The sequence below is a fragment of the Pseudomonas sp. MF6751 genome, from assembly GCF_016613265.1.
Lineage (GTDB): Bacteria > Pseudomonadota > Gammaproteobacteria > Pseudomonadales > Pseudomonadaceae > Aquipseudomonas > Aquipseudomonas fluorescens_BV.
Window position 1 is genome coordinate 1 of sequence record NZ_JAENSV010000050.1, and the last position, 15,340, is coordinate 15,340.

The 15,340-nt window shown below is 56.3% G+C and carries 18 protein-coding genes and 1 tRNA gene; 5 read left to right on the top strand and 14 right to left on the bottom strand.

Going from position 1 to position 15,340, the window contains the following annotated elements; all coding sequences use genetic code 11:
• The first annotated feature begins 184 nt into the window (after positions 1 to 184).
• Both JJD66_RS24410 and JJD66_RS24415 read left to right on the top strand, forming a co-directional pair.
• Positions 185 to 1,123, top strand: coding sequence for a LysR family transcriptional regulator (locus JJD66_RS24410; RefSeq protein ID WP_200649242.1), 939 nt, complete (start codon positions 185 to 187; stop codon positions 1,121 to 1,123).
• Positions 1,124 to 1,472: 349 nt separating this feature from the next.
• Positions 1,473 to 2,645: an L-dopachrome tautomerase-related protein gene (locus tag JJD66_RS24415; protein ID WP_200649243.1), complete on the top strand. Its 1,173-nt coding sequence runs from the start codon at positions 1,473 to 1,475 to the stop codon at positions 2,643 to 2,645.
• Between the two features lie 451 nt (positions 2,646 to 3,096).
• Here the strand turns inward: JJD66_RS24415 and JJD66_RS24420 are convergent.
• From JJD66_RS24420 to thrS, 9 genes are all read right to left on the bottom strand, one after another.
• Positions 3,097 to 3,173, bottom strand: a tRNA-Pro gene (locus JJD66_RS24420).
• A 90-nt stretch (positions 3,174 to 3,263) separates the two neighbouring features.
• A complete protein-coding gene (locus JJD66_RS24425; RefSeq protein ID WP_003174972.1) occupies positions 3,264 to 3,620 on the bottom strand; it encodes a MerR family transcriptional regulator in 357 nt (118 codons plus the stop codon).
• Positions 3,601 to 3,903: an integration host factor subunit alpha gene (gene ihfA / locus JJD66_RS24430; protein WP_002553164.1), complete on the bottom strand. Its 303-nt coding sequence runs from the start codon at positions 3,901 to 3,903 to the stop codon at positions 3,601 to 3,603. Before ihfA ends, JJD66_RS24425 begins: the two co-directional genes overlap by 20 nt.
• Before the next feature lie 3 nt (positions 3,904 to 3,906).
• Positions 3,907 to 6,285, bottom strand: a complete 2,379-nt coding sequence (gene pheT, locus JJD66_RS24435; RefSeq protein WP_200649244.1) for a phenylalanine--tRNA ligase subunit beta — start codon at positions 6,283 to 6,285, stop codon at positions 3,907 to 3,909.
• Positions 6,286 to 6,311: 26 nt separating this feature from the next.
• Positions 6,312 to 7,328: a phenylalanine--tRNA ligase subunit alpha gene (gene pheS / locus JJD66_RS24440; RefSeq protein WP_003192486.1), complete on the bottom strand. Its 1,017-nt coding sequence runs from the start codon at positions 7,326 to 7,328 to the stop codon at positions 6,312 to 6,314.
• Between the two features lie 109 nt (positions 7,329 to 7,437).
• Entirely contained in the window at positions 7,438 to 7,794 is a 357-nt protein-coding gene (gene rplT, locus JJD66_RS24445) for a 50S ribosomal protein L20 (protein WP_003192488.1), read from the bottom strand.
• Between the two features lie 29 nt (positions 7,795 to 7,823).
• A complete protein-coding gene (gene rpmI / locus JJD66_RS24450) occupies positions 7,824 to 8,018 on the bottom strand; it encodes a 50S ribosomal protein L35 (RefSeq protein WP_002553160.1) in 195 nt (64 codons plus the stop codon).
• A gap of 59 nt (positions 8,019 to 8,077) precedes the next feature.
• On the bottom strand, positions 8,078 to 8,629 hold the full coding sequence (infC, locus tag JJD66_RS24455) for a translation initiation factor IF-3 (protein WP_015884933.1): 552 nt from the start codon (positions 8,627 to 8,629) through the stop codon (positions 8,078 to 8,080).
• On the bottom strand, positions 8,629 to 10,551 hold the full coding sequence (gene thrS, locus JJD66_RS24460) for a threonine--tRNA ligase (protein ID WP_200649245.1): 1,923 nt from the start codon (positions 10,549 to 10,551) through the stop codon (positions 8,629 to 8,631). Before thrS ends, infC begins: the two co-directional genes overlap by 1 nt.
• A gap of 364 nt (positions 10,552 to 10,915) precedes the next feature.
• Here thrS and JJD66_RS24465 point away from each other — a divergent pair, with 364 nt between their 5' ends.
• Entirely contained in the window at positions 10,916 to 11,230 is a 315-nt protein-coding gene (locus JJD66_RS24465; protein WP_105227345.1) for a hypothetical protein, read from the top strand.
• A gap of 289 nt (positions 11,231 to 11,519) precedes the next feature.
• Positions 11,520 to 11,732 (top strand): cold-shock protein, encoded by a 213-nt coding sequence (locus JJD66_RS24470; protein WP_003234260.1) that lies wholly within the window; start codon positions 11,520 to 11,522, stop codon positions 11,730 to 11,732.
• A 67-nt stretch (positions 11,733 to 11,799) separates the two neighbouring features.
• On the opposite strand, the gene JJD66_RS24475 is transcribed toward JJD66_RS24470, so the two are convergent.
• A complete protein-coding gene (locus JJD66_RS24475) occupies positions 11,800 to 12,120 on the bottom strand; it encodes an I78 family peptidase inhibitor (protein ID WP_054898318.1) in 321 nt (106 codons plus the stop codon).
• Positions 12,121 to 12,264: 144 nt separating this feature from the next.
• The gene (locus JJD66_RS24480; RefSeq protein ID WP_200649246.1) at positions 12,265 to 12,570 is read right to left on the bottom strand and encodes a hypothetical protein; all 306 of its coding nucleotides are present in this window, start codon (positions 12,568 to 12,570) and stop codon (positions 12,265 to 12,267) included.
• 158 nt (positions 12,571 to 12,728) lie between these two features.
• Between JJD66_RS24480 and JJD66_RS24485 the strand changes: the two genes are divergently transcribed.
• A complete protein-coding gene (locus tag JJD66_RS24485) occupies positions 12,729 to 12,935 on the top strand; it encodes a hypothetical protein (RefSeq protein ID WP_003192496.1) in 207 nt (68 codons plus the stop codon).
• A 29-nt stretch (positions 12,936 to 12,964) separates the two neighbouring features.
• Here JJD66_RS24485 and JJD66_RS24490 read toward each other — a convergent pair whose 3' ends face one another.
• Genes JJD66_RS24490 through rbsK form a run of 3 tightly spaced genes read right to left on the bottom strand, consistent with a single transcriptional unit; the run spans position 12,965 to position 15,339 of the window.
• Positions 12,965 to 13,993, bottom strand: coding sequence for a nucleoside hydrolase (locus JJD66_RS24490; RefSeq protein WP_034128235.1), 1,029 nt, complete (start codon positions 13,991 to 13,993; stop codon positions 12,965 to 12,967).
• Between the two features lie 27 nt (positions 13,994 to 14,020).
• Positions 14,021 to 14,425: a D-ribose pyranase gene (rbsD, locus tag JJD66_RS24495; protein ID WP_034128236.1), complete on the bottom strand. Its 405-nt coding sequence runs from the start codon at positions 14,423 to 14,425 to the stop codon at positions 14,021 to 14,023.
• Positions 14,422 to 15,339, bottom strand: coding sequence for a ribokinase (gene rbsK / locus JJD66_RS24500; RefSeq protein ID WP_200649247.1), 918 nt, complete (start codon positions 15,337 to 15,339; stop codon positions 14,422 to 14,424). Before rbsK ends, rbsD begins: the two co-directional genes overlap by 4 nt.
• Position 15,340 lies beyond the last annotated feature (1 nt).

The following is a 15,340-nucleotide window of genomic DNA, read 5'->3' on the forward strand; positions in this document are numbered from 1 at the left end:
AAACGCTTCGATTTCAAGTGCCCGATCGAAGTCATGGGCGAGGTGATGCAGGAAGCCATGGCTATGCGGCATCATGCTCCAGCTTCAAATCAATAACCGTGTTGCACTCAGCTTCTGCAACCGCCTAACCTAAAAGAACGGCGCTATATTCGTCCAATGGATTAATTGAATAGAATAATAAGCCATGCCAATAACTCCCACACTGCGACAACTGGAAATTTTTCGGACCCTTGGGCGCACTCAGAATTTTTCACGTGCCGCCGAAGCATTGCACATGTCACAACCTGCACTTAGCCAGGCGGTTAGTCAGATGGAAATCGTAATTGGCACGGCGTTATTTGTAAGAACCAAACGGTCTGTAAGTATTACGCCTGCTGGCCAAAGATTTTTAATTCGAGTAGATGCAATACTTAATGAGCTTGGCGAGGCGCTTACTGAATTATCCAAGGACAGTGACCCCCGCAACGGGCGTGTTGACGTCGCATGCCTTTCTTCCGTTGCCACTCGGCTGTTGCCACGAGCAGTGTCATTATTTCGAAAATCATTTCCAGGGGCAGTGGTCAGGGTTCGTGATGAGGATCCAGATGGCATTATTAGTCGTGTGAAATCTGGAGCGGTTGATTTCGCATTTTCAGCGATGTTTGAAGAGGATGGCGGCGTCGTGTTTGAGCCTGTAATACAGGACGTTTTACATTTTGTATGCAGAGCTGATCATCCACTTGCTCAAAAAGAGAAAGTTGAATGGTCTGATATTGCTTCATTTGACGTGGTTGCGTTGGCCCAAGGATCAGGCATTCGGAGGCTGATAGATAGGCAATTCCCCATTGGAGGAGTATTTTCGCACTCAACCTACGAAGTATCCCGAATACCTTCAATTCTGGAAATATTGGAGCAAAGTGACTGCGTTTCAGTTTTGCCAGCGCTGGCGTTTGCTTATCCTGGCGCGTCGGAAAAATTCCATCATCGCCCGATGTGCGACCCGGTCATAATAAGAGATATTGGCTTCATATTGCCAAATACGCCTCTGTCAGCGACCGCTCAGGCGTTCAAAGTCACGTTAACACAGTCTCTGGAAGCGCAATCGCAACTACCATTTCGGGGCGTCACTTTTTGGAAAAGGTAACGCCTTAAAAGTAATTCACTCACTCAAAACTCTTGGACGATGGCGAATAAAGTCCGGCGTTCCAAGCATATCGGTTCTCGCTTTCAGCTCCCATTATGCATCTGCTGCCTGATCCGGCGAGCTCATCAGGCGTCGTTGCGTGGCCACTCAAAGCCCGCCCATAGAGCATCAAGTCAATCAGCAGCAAGACATTCTCTACTTTCAGCAATAGTGCTAACGCATTTACCGGGTTTGAGGCCAAGATCCGCGGTAGATACCTTTTGCCACCGCCGTGACCAGGGCCTTTACAAGACGCTCACCATCGGCCTTCACCTCAGGTCCGCCTGATGGGAGGGCAAGGAGATCTTTCATGCACGTCAAAACCTTAATCTCATGGGCCTTTTTGGCCTTAATGGCGGCGCTCAGCGCTCAAGCTGTTCAAGCGGCCACGCCTGCAAATCTCCCAAAAGATAAGTCTCTGGGAGAAATTGAGCAAGTTTTTGCCTTCCACGACGCCATGCCGACGGGCGTAAGCGTCAGCGAAAAAGGCCGAGTTTTTGTCAACTTTCCCCGCTGGGGCGACAACGTTCCATTCACTGTCGGGGAAATACGCGAGAATAAGGTATTCCCCTACCCCAACCTTGAGGTGAACCAAGCAGATCCCAAGCACCCAGACAAAGGTTTTATCAGTGTTCAGAGCATCGTGGCCGATGGTTTAGGGAAGTTATGGATCCTGGATACAGCTTCGCCTAACTTCTCCACACCGATTGCTGGCGGCGCCAAGTTGGTGGCGGTTGACCTGAAGACGAACAAAGTAGTCGAGACACTGGTTTTTCCAGACAATGTCATTTTGCCTAGCACCTACGTCAACGACATGCGTTTTGACTTCGGCGCGGGCGAGAAGGGCGTGATCTATATCACCGACTCTTCTCTCAGCGGGCCGGGCGCAATCATTGTCATGGATATCGCTACTGGAAAAGCTGTACGTCGACTAAATGGCGCCACCTCGACTTCAGCAGATCGGGACTTCATACCGAAGGTTGAAGGTCAGATGCTCATGTTCCGCAATGCCGACGGTAGCAGTAAACCATTTGCCGTCGCTTCTGACGGTATCGCTCTATCGGCGGATCGCCAAACCCTATACTTCTGCCCACTGTCCAGTCGACACCTGTACTCAGTGCCTACAAAGCTGTTGCGTGATCCGACCGTTTCCGAAGATCAGCTTGCTGCGGCGGTTCAGGACCTTGGTGAAAAAGGGGCGTCCGATGGGTTAGAGGCTGATGCTGAAGGCGCGATTTATGCTGGCGATTACGAAGACAACAGTATTCGTAAGCGACTCCCAGACGGGACCTGGCAGACCGTAGTTCACGACCCACGGATACTTTGGCCGGATACTCTGTCCGTAGGGCCAGACGGCTATCTCTACTTCATCGCTAACCAGGTGCATCGCCAAGCGGGGTTTCATGGAGGCAGAGACCTGCGGGAAAAACCCTACAGTCTGCTACGAGTGAAAATCAACGCAAAGCCGGCTCAGACTCGCTGAACAGTCAATGGCCAGCCCTGCTGGTCATTGAAAATCAAACCTGCGCCCAGGCCGTTTCCCACAGACGTGCTCAATCCACTATCAAATGCGGCAAAAACCGACTCGAATTCTTGGTAATCATGTTCTCGCAATTGATAGATCAGACGAAACGTCCGATTTTCAGGGCGGATAGATAAATCGAGGACTTGGATAAAGTGGCTGACGAACTATACACGGCGCTTAAAAAAGGTTTTCCAAATGCAAATTTTCCTCGGCCATCGAAACCCGAATCTGAGTGACACCATCGGGTGCCAAAAATTCGGAGAAATCCCGCGTTCCTAAGGCAGACACCCTGTGCCAAACATCCTGCAAGGCGGTGCCAAATCCGACGCCTCCTTACAACAAGTCACGCAAATGTCACGCACATGAAAAAACCCAACCGGTGAAGGTTGGGCTAAGTCATTGAAAAATATGGTCGGGACGGAGTGATTCGAACACTCGACCCCTAGCACCCCATGCTAGTGCGCTACCGGACTGCGCTACGCCCCGACTAGGCGTGTTACTGGGTTCGCTTCTTAACGAAGCGAACCGGAATATACCGCAAGCTTTTGAAATGTGGAAGTATTTTTAAAGCTTGAATCATTTTTTCAGCACCACCAGTACATCTTCCAATTCGGAGATCATCTGGCGGATCAGTTGCTTGTATTGGGTGGTGTCGTCTTTGGCTTCATCACCGGACATACGCTGGCGTGCGCCGCTGATGGTGAACCCCTGGTCGTACAGCAACGCACGGATCTGTCGGATCATCAGCACGTCCTGGCGCTGATAATACCGACGGTTCCCGGTGCGTTTGACGGGGTTGAGTTGAGGAAACTCCTGCTCCCAATAGCGCAGCACGTGCGGTTTTACTGCACACAGCTCGCTGACTTCACCGATGGTGAAGTAGCGCTTGCCTGGGATGACGGGTAGCTCGTCGTTATGACTTGGTTCCAGCATAAGCCTCAACTCGGGCCTTCAACTTCTGCCCTGGACGAAAGGTGACCACACGGCGAGCCGTGATCGGGATTTCTTCTCCCGTTTTTGGATTGCGGCCAGGCCGCTGGCGTTTGTCTCGCAGGTCAAAATTGCCGAAACCGGACAATTTGACCTGTTCGTTGTCTTCCAGAGCGTGTCTGATCTCTTCAAAAAACAGCTCGACCAATTCCTTGGCCTCGCGCTTGTTCAGACCCAACTCTTCGTACAGACGTTCCGCCATCTCAGCTTTCGTCAAAGCCCCCATACGTCACTTCCTTAACGTGGCGTTCAACCTTTGTTCGAGCGAGGTGAGGATATTTTGCGTCGTGGTATTCACCTCATCGTCATTAAGAGTGCGCGATGGATGCTGCCAGGTCAAGCCAACTGCAAGGCTTTTTCTATGCGGATCAATGCCTTTACCCTGATAGACGTCAAATAGCCTGAGGTCTGTCAGCCATTCCCCTGCATTTTCACGGATTACATCCAGAACCGCAGTGGCGGCGACTTCACGGTCGGCGATCAGGGCCAGGTCGCGACGCACTTCAGGGAAGCGCGACAACTCGCTGAATTTAGGCATCTTGCCCGACGCAACTTCAGCTAAGACTAGCTCAAACACGAAGACTGGACGGTCCAGCCCCAAGGTTTTCGACAGTTCTGGGTGAATGGCGCCCACAAAGCCCACCAGGCGACCTTCACGCTCGATACGTGCAGTCTGGCCTGGATGCAAGGCTGGGTGGCTACCCGGCACGAACGTAAAGGCGTCCAACGCACCGGCAAAGCCGAGCACCGCTTCCACGTCTGCCTTGACGTCGAAGAAGTCCACGACCTCACGGCCTTGCGCCCAGCCTTCCGGCAGACGGCTGCCGCAGACGACGCCCGCCAGCATCGGCTCTTGCTTCAAGCCATCAAGCTGGCCGACGAAACGCAAGCCGCTTTCGAACAGACGCACGCGGTCTTGCTGGCGGTTCAGGTTGTGGGAAAGAGCCTTCACCAGGCCCGGCCACAGCGACGAACGCATGGCGGCCATATCGTTGGAGATCGGGTTGGCCAACAACAGCGGTTGAACACCAGGGTTGAACAACTCGAACTGTTTTGGATCGATGAAGCTATAGGTCACAGCTTCCTGATAACCACGGGCTACCAGCAGGCGGCGCAGTTCAGGCAGATGCGCACGCGCTTCGGCCTTCGGTTGCGGTGCCAGGCGTGCTTGCGGATAGCGAACCGGCAGGCGGTTGTAACCGTACAGGCGCGCCAGCTCTTCGATCAGGTCGACTTCCAGACTGATGTCGAAGCGATGGCTAGGTACTGCAACTTGCCACTGCCCTTCCCCGCCCGTAGAAATACCCAGGCCGAGCGCGGAAAGCAGTTGCTCGATTTCAGCCGGTTCGATGACCAGGCCGAGCATTTGCTCAACGCTTTTGGCACGCAAGGTGATCGGTGCAATCGACGGCAGGAACTGTTCGTTGACGGTTTCGGTAATCGGGCCGGCTTCACCACCGGTGATTTCCAGCAGCAGGCCGGTAGCGCGCTCCATGGCTTCACGGGCGAGTTTCCAGTCCACGCCACGCTCGTAGCGGTGCGACGCATCGGTGTGCAGGCCGTAGGAACGAGCCTTGCCAGCGATCGCGATCTGGTCGAAGAACGCGCTTTCAAGGAATACGTCACGGGTGGTCGCGGATACACCGCTGTGCTCGCCACCCATCACGCCGGCAATTGCCAGGGCACGTGTGTGGTCGGCGATGACCAGAGTGTCGGCACGCAGGCTGACTTCCTGGCCATCGAGCAGCACCAGCTTCTCGCCTTCTTCGGCCATACGCACGCGGATGCCGCCATTGATTTCGGCAAGATCAAACGCATGCAACGGCTGGCCGAGTTCCAGCATCACGTAGTTGGTGATGTCGACGGCGGCGTCGATGCTGCGTACATCGGCACGACGCAGGCGCTCGACCATCCACAGCGGGGTTGGCTTGGACAGGTCCACGTTACGGATCACACGCCCCAGGTAACGCGGGCAGGCGTTTGGTGCCAGTACCTCAATCGAGCGTACTTCGTCGTGTACCGCCGGTACGGCAGCGACCACTGGACGAGTGACAGGTGCGTTGTACAGCGCGCCCACTTCACGGGCCAGGCCAGCCAGGGACAGGCAGTCGCCGCGGTTGGGGGTCAGGTCGACCTCAATGCTGGCGTCTTCCAGTTCCAGGTAAACACGGATGTCCTGACCCACTGGCGCGTCGGCCGGCAGCTCCATCAGGCCATCATTGCCCTCACCCACTTGCAGCTCGGCCTGCGAGCACAGCATGCCGTTGGATTCAACGCCACGCAGCTTGGCCTTCTTGATCTTGAAGTCGCCCGGCAACTGGGCGCCGATCATAGCGAACGGGATCTTCAGGCCCGGGCGCACATTAGGCGCTCCGCACACGACCTGAAAGGTTTCCGAGCCGTTGCTGACCTGGCACACACGCAATTTGTCGGCATCCGGGTGCTGCTCGGTGCTCAACACCTCGCCCACCACCACGCCACTGAAAACACCGGCGGCCGGCGTAACGCTATCGACCTCAAGACCGGCCATCGACAGGCGAGCAACCAGCTCGTCGCGATCTACCTGCGGGCTTACCCAACCACGCAGCCATTGTTCACTGAATTTCATCCTGCTCTCCTAAAGATTCGTTACGACTAGCGAAATTGCGCGAGGAACCGCAAGTCGTTGTCGAAGAACAGACGCAAGTCGTTCACGCCGTAACGCAGCATGGCCAGACGCTCAACGCCCATGCCGAAGGCAAAGCCCGAGAACTCTTCCGGATCGATCCCGGACATGCGCAGCACGTTGGGGTGAACCATGCCGCAGCCCATCACTTCCAGCCAGCCGGTCTGCTTGCACACACGGCAGCCTTTACCGCTGCACATCACGCATTCCATGTCGACTTCAGCGGATGGCTCGGTGAACGGGAAGAACGAAGGACGGAAACGTACCGCCAACTCTTTTTCGAAGAACACCCGCAGGAACTCTTCGATGGTGCCTTTGAGGTCGGCGAAATTGATATCGCGATCAACCAGCAGGCCTTCGACCTGGTGGAACATCGGCGAATGGGTGATATCCGAGTCGCTACGGTACACACGGCCTGGGCAGACAATGCGGATCGGCGGCTTGTTCGCTTCCATGGTGCGGACCTGTACCGGCGAGGTATGGGTGCGCAGCAGCATGTTGGCGTTGAAATAGAAGGTGTCGTGCATCGACCGGGCCGGGTGATGGCCTGGGATGTTGAGTGCCTCGAAGTTGTGGTAGTCGTCTTCGACCTCAGGGCCTTCGGCAATGCCGTAGCCGATGTGGGTGAAGAACTGTTCGATACGTTCCAGAGTCCGGGTGATCGGATGCAGACCGCCCGACGCCTGGCCACGACCAGGCAAGGTCACGTCAATGGACTCGGCGGCGAGCTTGGCCGCAAGATCGGCCTCCTCGAGCGACGCCTTGCGCGCATTGAGAACCTCTGTGACACGCTCCTTGGCGACGTTGATCAGCGCACCGACTTGCGGACGCTCTTCAGCGGGCAGATTTCCCAGGGTCTTCATCACCTGAGTCAATTCACCTTTCTTGCCAAGGTAGTGAACCCGGATTTGCTCCAGGGCATTTACATCTTCAGCGCTTTGCACAGCCTCAAGGGCTTGGGCGACGAGCGCGTCCAGGTTTTCCATGTACAGACTCCAGATACAAAATAGGGGAAGAGCTTGAAGGCTCTTCCCCTATTTATGACGTTTACCACCTTGGGCCACAGGAGTAGCCCAGGGTGACTGTCGGGGGTACTTAAGCCAAGGAGGCTTTAGCTTTCTCGACAATCGCAGCAAACACCGCTTTTTCGTTCACGGCCAGTTCAGCCAGAACCTTACGGTCGATTTCGATGGACGCTTTTTTCAGGCCAGCGATGAAACGGCTGTAGGACAGACCGTTAACACGTGCACCGGCGTTGATACGAGCGATCCACAGAGCGCGGAACTGACGTTTTTTCTGACGACGGTCACGGTAGGCGTATTGGCCTGCCTTGATTACCGCTTGCTTGGCAACACGGAATACGCGTGAACGCGCGCCGTAGTAACCTTTAGCAAGTTTCAGAATTTTTTTGTGACGCTTACGGGCCATGACGCCACGCTTTACACGAGCCATGAGTTACTTCCTCTATTCTTGAACCAAAATTAACGAAGGCGCAGCATGCGCTCGACTTTTGCCACGTCAGACGGATGCAGCAAGCTGCTACCGCGCAGTTGACGCTTACGCTTGGTCGACATTTTGGTCAGGATGTGGCTCTTGAAAGCGTGCTTGTGCTTGATGCCGTTAGCAGTTTTCAGAAACCGCTTAGCAGCACCACTTTTAGTTTTCATCTTTGGCATGTTCGGTACTCCGCATTCAGTTGATAAACATAATCAGAAGGCCTGCCGTGCCCTGTTGATTACTTCTTCTTTTTCGGGGCGATGACCATAATAAGCTGGCGTCCTTCCATCTTAGGATGCTGTTCGACCGAACCGTACTCCAGCAGGTCAGCTTCAACCCGCTTGAGGAGTTCCATCCCCAGCTCCTGGTGGGCCATCTCACGGCCGCGGAATCGCAAGGATACCTTGGCCCTGTCCCCATCACTCAGGAAACGTACCAGGTTGCGCAGTTTTACCTGGTAATCCCCTTCCTCCGTCCCTGGACGAAACTTGATTTCTTTTACTTGAATCTGCTTCTGGTTCTTCTTCGCTGCGGCAACCTGCTTCTTCTTTTCGAAGATCGATTTGCCGTAGTCCATCACCCGACAAACAGGTGGGATTGCATCGGCGGAGATTTCCACCAGGTCCAGCTTGGACTCTTCTGCAATACGAAGCGCTTCATCAATCGAGACGATGCCAATCTGCTCGCCATCAGCGCCAATTAACCGAACCTCGCGTGCCGAGATATTCTCGTTGATCGGGGCTTTCGGTGCAGCTCGTTTATCTTGTCTCATTTCACGCTTAATAATAATTACTCCGAATCTGGGCGACCACGCCGGGAAACCGCTTGCGCGAGGAACTCAGCGAACTGGGCGACGGGCATCGAGCCCAGGTCAGCACCTTCACGAGTACGCACAGCGACAGTCTGCATCTCGACTTCCCGATCTCCGATAACCAAAAGATAGGGAACCTTGAGCAAAGTATGCTCGCGGATTTTAAAGCCGATCTTTTCATTTCTCAAGTCGGACTTGGCACGAAATCCGCTTTCGTTGAGAGTTTTTTCAACTTCAGCGGCAAAATCTGCCTGTTTATCAGTGATATTCATGATCACTGCCTGGGTCGGAGCCAGCCACGCAGGGAACGCGCCCTCGTAGTGCTCGATCAGGATACCGACGAACCGTTCGAACGAACCGAGGATCGCCCGGTGCAGCATAACCGGGTGTTTACGGCTGTTGTCTTCGGAGACGTATTCGGCTCCCAGACGGATCGGCAGGTTAAAATCGAGCTGCAGGGTACCACACTGCCAGACACGGCCAAGGCAATCTTTGAGCGAGAACTCGATCTTCGGACCGTAGAACGCGCCCTCACCCGGCTGCAGATCGTACGCAAGGCCCGCACTGTCAAGCGCAGCGGCCAATGCCGCTTCGGCGCGATCCCATAGCTCGTCGGAACCGACGCGTTTTTCCGGACGAGTGGACAGCTTCATCTCGACTTCGGTAAAGCCGAAATCGCGATAAACGTCCATGGTCAGCTTGATGAACGCTGCGGACTCGGCCTGCATCTGCTCTTCGGTGCAGAAGATGTGGGCGTCGTCCTGGGTGAAGCCACGCACCCGCATGATGCCGTGCAGCGCACCCGATGGTTCGTTACGGTGGCAGGCACCGAACTCGGCCAGGCGCATCGGCAACTCGCGGTAGCTCTTCAGGCCCTGATTGAATACCTGCACGTGGCATGGGCAGTTCATCGGCTTGATGGCGTAGTCGCGGTTTTCCGACTGGGTGGTGAACATGTTGTCGGCGTAGTTGGCCCAGTGCCCGGATTTCTCCCACAGGCTGCGATCAACCACCTGGGGAGTCTTGATCTCCAGGTAACCGTTTTCGCGCTGCACCTTGCGCATGTACTGCTCAAGCACCTGGTACAGGGTCCAGCCATTCGGGTGCCAGAACACCATGCCCGGCGCTTCTTCCTGAAGGTGGAACAGGTTCAGGCGCTTGCCGATCTTGCGGTGGTCGCGTTTTTCAGCTTCTTCGATGCGCTGGATATAGGCGGCCAGTTGCTTCTTGTCAGCCCAGGCCGTGCCGTAGATCCGTTGCAGCTGTTCGTTCTTGGCGTCACCGCGCCAGTAGGCACCGGAGAGCTTGGTCAGCTTGAACGATTTGAGAAAGCGCGTGTTCGGCACGTGCGGGCCACGGCACATATCCACGTATTCTTCGTGGTAGTACAGCCCCATGGCCTGCTCGTCCGGCATGTCTTCTACCAGGCGCAGCTTGTAGTCCTCGCCACGTGCACTAAACACGTCGATCACTTCGGCACGCGGGGTGACTTTCTTGATGACGTCATAATCTTTTTCGATCAGCGCGTGCATGCGCTGCTCGATGGCCGCCAGGTCGTCCGGAGTAAAAGGACGCTCATAGGCGATGTCGTAATAGAAGCCTTCTTCAATGACCGGGCCGATCACCATCTTGGCGGTTGGATACAGTTGCTTGACCGCATGGCCAATCAAGTGCGCGCAAGAGTGGCGAATGATCTCCAGCCCCTCTTGATCCTTGGGCGTGATGATTTGCAGGCTGGCGTCGCTGGTGATCAGGTCGCTGGCGTCAACCAGCTTGCCGTCGACCTTGCCGGCCACGGTGGCCTTGGCCAGGCCAGCACCAATGGATGCGGCGACCTCGGCTACGGAAACCGGATGATCGAATGAACGCTGACTGCCGTCGGGAAGAGTAATAGTTGGCATGGCGCCTCCTCTCCTAGTGGTGACCCCTACCAAAGGTCACGTGGGTTGGGATGAGCCAGTACAAGATCCAACACCAGGCCGCTCAATAATGAACGCCTGCCTTACAGCGGCAGGAGCCTTTCGGCCAACCGATAATCGAACCAGAGTGACTGGAGTGAACAAAAAGAACCTGGCAAGGCGGCAAATGGCGCGCCCGGAAATAGCCAGGCAAGGATGCTAGCACAGATGAACGGTCATCGCGTCGGCCAAGCGCTGGGTAAATAGCAATTCATGGCTTTATAGCTGCAAAAGTGAACTTGAGCTGTACGCAGGGCCTCAAAGCCACTGAGAATCGCCGTTCGTCCTCGACCCAAAGGAGCATCCCATGATGCGTTTTACCTCTACCCTCGCTGTCGCCGCTACCCTGAGCCTCCTTTCCCTCGGCGCGCAGGCTGCAGCCCCTTCCAACTGGCCAGTTGGCGCCCGTGACGCCTTCGTCAGCGACTGCAGTGCCGCCGCCAGCCGGAACGTGGACGTCAAAACTGCCAAAGCCCACTGTGAATGTGGCGCTGACAAGATCAATGCCGAATTGAGCACTGCCGAGATCAAGGAATTGATGACCAACCAGAACGCCAGCCCGGAGCTTAGAAACAAAGCGGTCGCGGCTATTTCGTCCTGCAAAGTGGTGAAGAAAAAGTAAGATTGGCTGATGATTCGACGGTCATTTCGCTGAAAAAACGGCCTGAAAACTGCCATTTCACACAAATTATGCAGGTTTTACGGCTTTTTTTAACAGCTGATATTTCGTCGCAAAGCCCCGTAAATCGGGGCTTTCAGCCCAACAACGAGTCAAACGCAAAGCGATTGATTAGCAAACAGTGCCTTGGGGGGGCTCCCAAGCCGAACATTTCGACTATGATAGCCCTGTGTGCCCAGTTGGCCTGAGCAGCACAGCACTACTGAAAATATATGTTTCTTGGAGATACACCATGTCTAATCGCCAAACCGGCACCGTTAAATGGTTCAACGATGAAAAAGGCTTCGGCTTCATCACTCCTCAAGGTGGCGGTGACGACCTGTTCGTACACTTCAAAGCTATCGAAAGCGACGGTTTCAAAAGCCTGAAAGAAGGCCAAACCGTTTCCTTCGTGGCTGAGAAAGGCCAAAAGGGTATGCAAGCTGCACAGGTTCGCGGCGAGTAATTCTCCGCTGAGCTAAAAAAACCCCGTCCATGTGACGGGGTTTTTTATGGGCGATGCAAAAGCCGTATCAGCCGCAGTTAACCCGGTTGATCACCAGATTGTCGTCGGTGTTCAGGTTCAGGCGGTCAGAGCGATACTCCAGCGTGACCATGTCGTTGGGCTTGAGGATGCGTGCATTCTGCGCGCCAGCACGCGTGCGTGCTTGCTCCAGCAACTGGGGCGAGGCTTTCTGGCCGATGGCGAACTCTGCGGCCTTCGACTCACAGCGGCTATGACCGGCATCGGTCACAGTGGCAGCTTTGCCTGGCTCAGAGGCACCCGGGGTACTGCAACCCGCCAACGCGAGCGCAGCCAACAAAGTACCGAATGATGCGAGCTTCCAAGGCATGAAGCCTCCTATGATAAAAAGTGGACAGAGATCGTGCGACAGCATTCAAAGCGATTGGTTTCAAGACGTTAACCGCCTGTGGGCAAGTCTGCCTGAGTCACGGCCTGCAATCGCTTGGTGAATCGTGACTAGATATGAACGTATTCAGTAGATATCGATGTAGTCCGACGAAGGAGTAGGCCAATTCTGCTTCAGCGCGTTGAAAATCTGCATGACCCAGACTTCATCGCTGGCCGCCACGTTGCCGACATAGCCGGAACCTTTGGCCCAGGTCTCCAGGCGAAACACCAGGCCAGCGATATCAGCCCCCCCGACTACGCCGGAAGAAATGTAGGCGATGCCTTCTTTGGTCACCCGCAACTGGGTATGTTCGTCATCACTGGCGCTGCCAATCAATTGGCGCACGGCGTCCAGCGTCAGGTTGTCGGGATTGCTCAAATCGATTTGCACGCGGTGTTTCCCGGCCATTTAACAGGCCAACAGTGTCGCACAGCCGCTGCTTCATGCCTAAGTAGCAGTGCCAAATGCCGTACAAAATGCTTAACTGCGCCCCTCTGGAACGGCGTTCCAGTGCATTGCCCCCGCATTTTTCAGCCCGTGAGATTTCCATGACCACCGTAACGCTTCAAGCCGACATCAAAGCCAAGTGGCCCCAAGGGCAAAGTTCCTACAGCCCCGGAAGCCCGGAAGAACTGGCGATCATTGGTATCGACCTGTTGGTCAAGGAACTGGGCACCCAGGCGGCACAAGCGTTCATCGGCCAGATATTCGAGAAATACCCGGCCGACTACATGGGCGCCCAAGAGCGCGAATAGAACCGGGCGACGAGCGCCGCCCCGCTAACTTACTTCAGACGCGCCAGGCGCTCGGTCAGCAGATCGAAGAAGCCCTGGGCGTCGCCATTCTCAACCCAGAACACATTCTTCGGCTGCTTGAGGCCGTCATACCAATCGACGATGGTCTGGCCGAAGGTCGGGCCTTCGCGGCTGTCGACCACCATATTAGCCTCACGACCGCTGAACAGCGAAGGCTTGAGCAGGTACGCCACCACGGTAGCGTCATGGACCGGGCCACCCGGAATGCCGTAGTGCTCCATATCGCCTTTGACGTACTCATTCAGAATACTGCTGACGACCTTGCTCGCGTTGTTGTTCAGGTCCGCAATCTTCTTCAGGCGGGCGTCGCTGGTGAGGACTTTATGGGTCACGTCCAACGGCAGGTAGGTCAACTTCACACCGCTTTTGAGCACGATCTCCGCCGCCACCGGATCGGCGAACAGGTTGAACTCGGCCACTGGGGTGATATTGCCGCCGTTGAAGTGGGCCCCGCCCATCACGACCACTTCCTTGATGCCCTGGGTGATTTCGGGCGCTTGAGTCAGTGCCAGTGCCAGGTTGGTCTGCGGGCCGAGCATGGCGATGGTGATGCTGTGCGGCTTGGCGCTGCTCAGGGTCTTGATCAGGTAGTCGACGGCATTGCCTTCGGCCAGGCCTTTTTTCGGTTCATGCACCGTGACGCCCGAGATGCCTTCCTTGCCATGGATATTCTCGGCGTAGATCGGTTTGCGCAACAACGGCGCTGGCGCACCTGCGTACACCGGGATGTCCTCGCGACCTGCCCACTCGCGCGCCAGGCGCGCGTTGCGGGAGGTCTTGTCCAGGCGCACATTGCCGGCGACGGTGGTCAGCGCACGAATGCTCAACTCCTCCGGCGAGGCCATGGCGAACAGCAAGGCCACCACGTCATCGGCACCCGGGTCGGTATCGATGATCAGGTCGATTTTTTCCGCCGCTTGGGCGCTTGCAGCAGTGAGCGCGGACAAAAGCAGAACACTCCGGAACAGGTTTTTCAGGGTAGGTAGACCACGTTGCATAAAGCACTCCTTGTCATAGGGGGGACGCTAGAACGTTACGCCGGACACCAGCGCGATATTGCAGTACGGCTGGCACTCGCCAGTGCGCACCACAGCGCGGGCATTGCGGCTCAATTGCTTGAATTGGTCATGGCTGAGCAGGCGTCGCTCGCCCAGTGCAGCCTGCTCTGTGAGCGTATTTAGCGCGGTCAGCGCGGGCGGTTGCTTCAGCAGGATCTCTTCTGCCAGAACATGGCTTTCCACCTGCATTTCGCTAAGCACGATGCGCAAGGTGCTAATGAAGTCCGGGATGCCCTGGGTCAGTGCCAGGTCGATCAATTCGACGCCGGGAGGTACCGGCAGGCCGGCATCGCCGATGACCAGAATGTCACCGTGGCCCAGGGACGCGATCACGCGCGACAGGGCGATATTCAGCAAAGGTGTCTTTTTCATGCGGGCACAAAACCTTGTACGTCGTGCAGCGTAGGAATGGAAGGCTGAGCGCCGGCGCGTGTCACTGACAACGCCGCCGCCACCTGGCCAAAACGGATCGCCTCGGCTTCGCTCTGGCCCGCGGCCAGCGCGGCGGCAAAGCCACCGACAAAGGTATCGCCAGCAGCGGTGGTATCCACCGCCTTGACCTTCGGCGCCACCAGGTGCTCAAAGCTCTTGCCGTCGGCAAACAGCGCGCCCTGGGCGCCCAGGGTAATGATGACCTTGCCAGCACCCGCCTGGATCAGCGCGGTCGCGGCGACCTTGGCACTGTCGAGGGAGTCGACCGCTACGCCGCTCAGAGCACTGGCCTCGCTTTCATTGGGGATCAGATAATCGATCGAGGCATACCAGTCAGCGGGCAATGGTCCGCTTGCCGGGGCCGGGTTGAGAATGACGGTCTTGCCCAGCTCGCGACCCCGCTTGAGCGCATACCCAACGGTCTCCATCGGCACCTCAAGCTGGCAGATGATCACGTCTGCCGCCTGCAGCACAGCGTCGCACGTTCGCAGCGACGCAGGCGTCAGCTCACCGTTGCTGCCGGCCACAATGACAATGGCGTTCTGGCTGCTGTCATCGACCACGATCAACGCCACACCGCTGGAGCCGTCCACCGTGCTGACTGCCTGGCAATCGATCCCTTCCACCAGCAGCGCATCGCGCAATTGGCTGCCATAGGCGTCGGTACCGATGCACCCAACCATTGCGACAGTCGCCCCCAGGCGTGCCGAGGCGACGGCCTGGTTGGCGCCCTTGCCGCCGGGCACAGTGGAGAATGTCTGGCCGATCAGGGTTTCACCGGCACGCGGCAAGCGACTGGCGCGGGTGACCAGGTCCATGTTCAAGCTGCCTATTACCACTACTTTTGCTGGCATA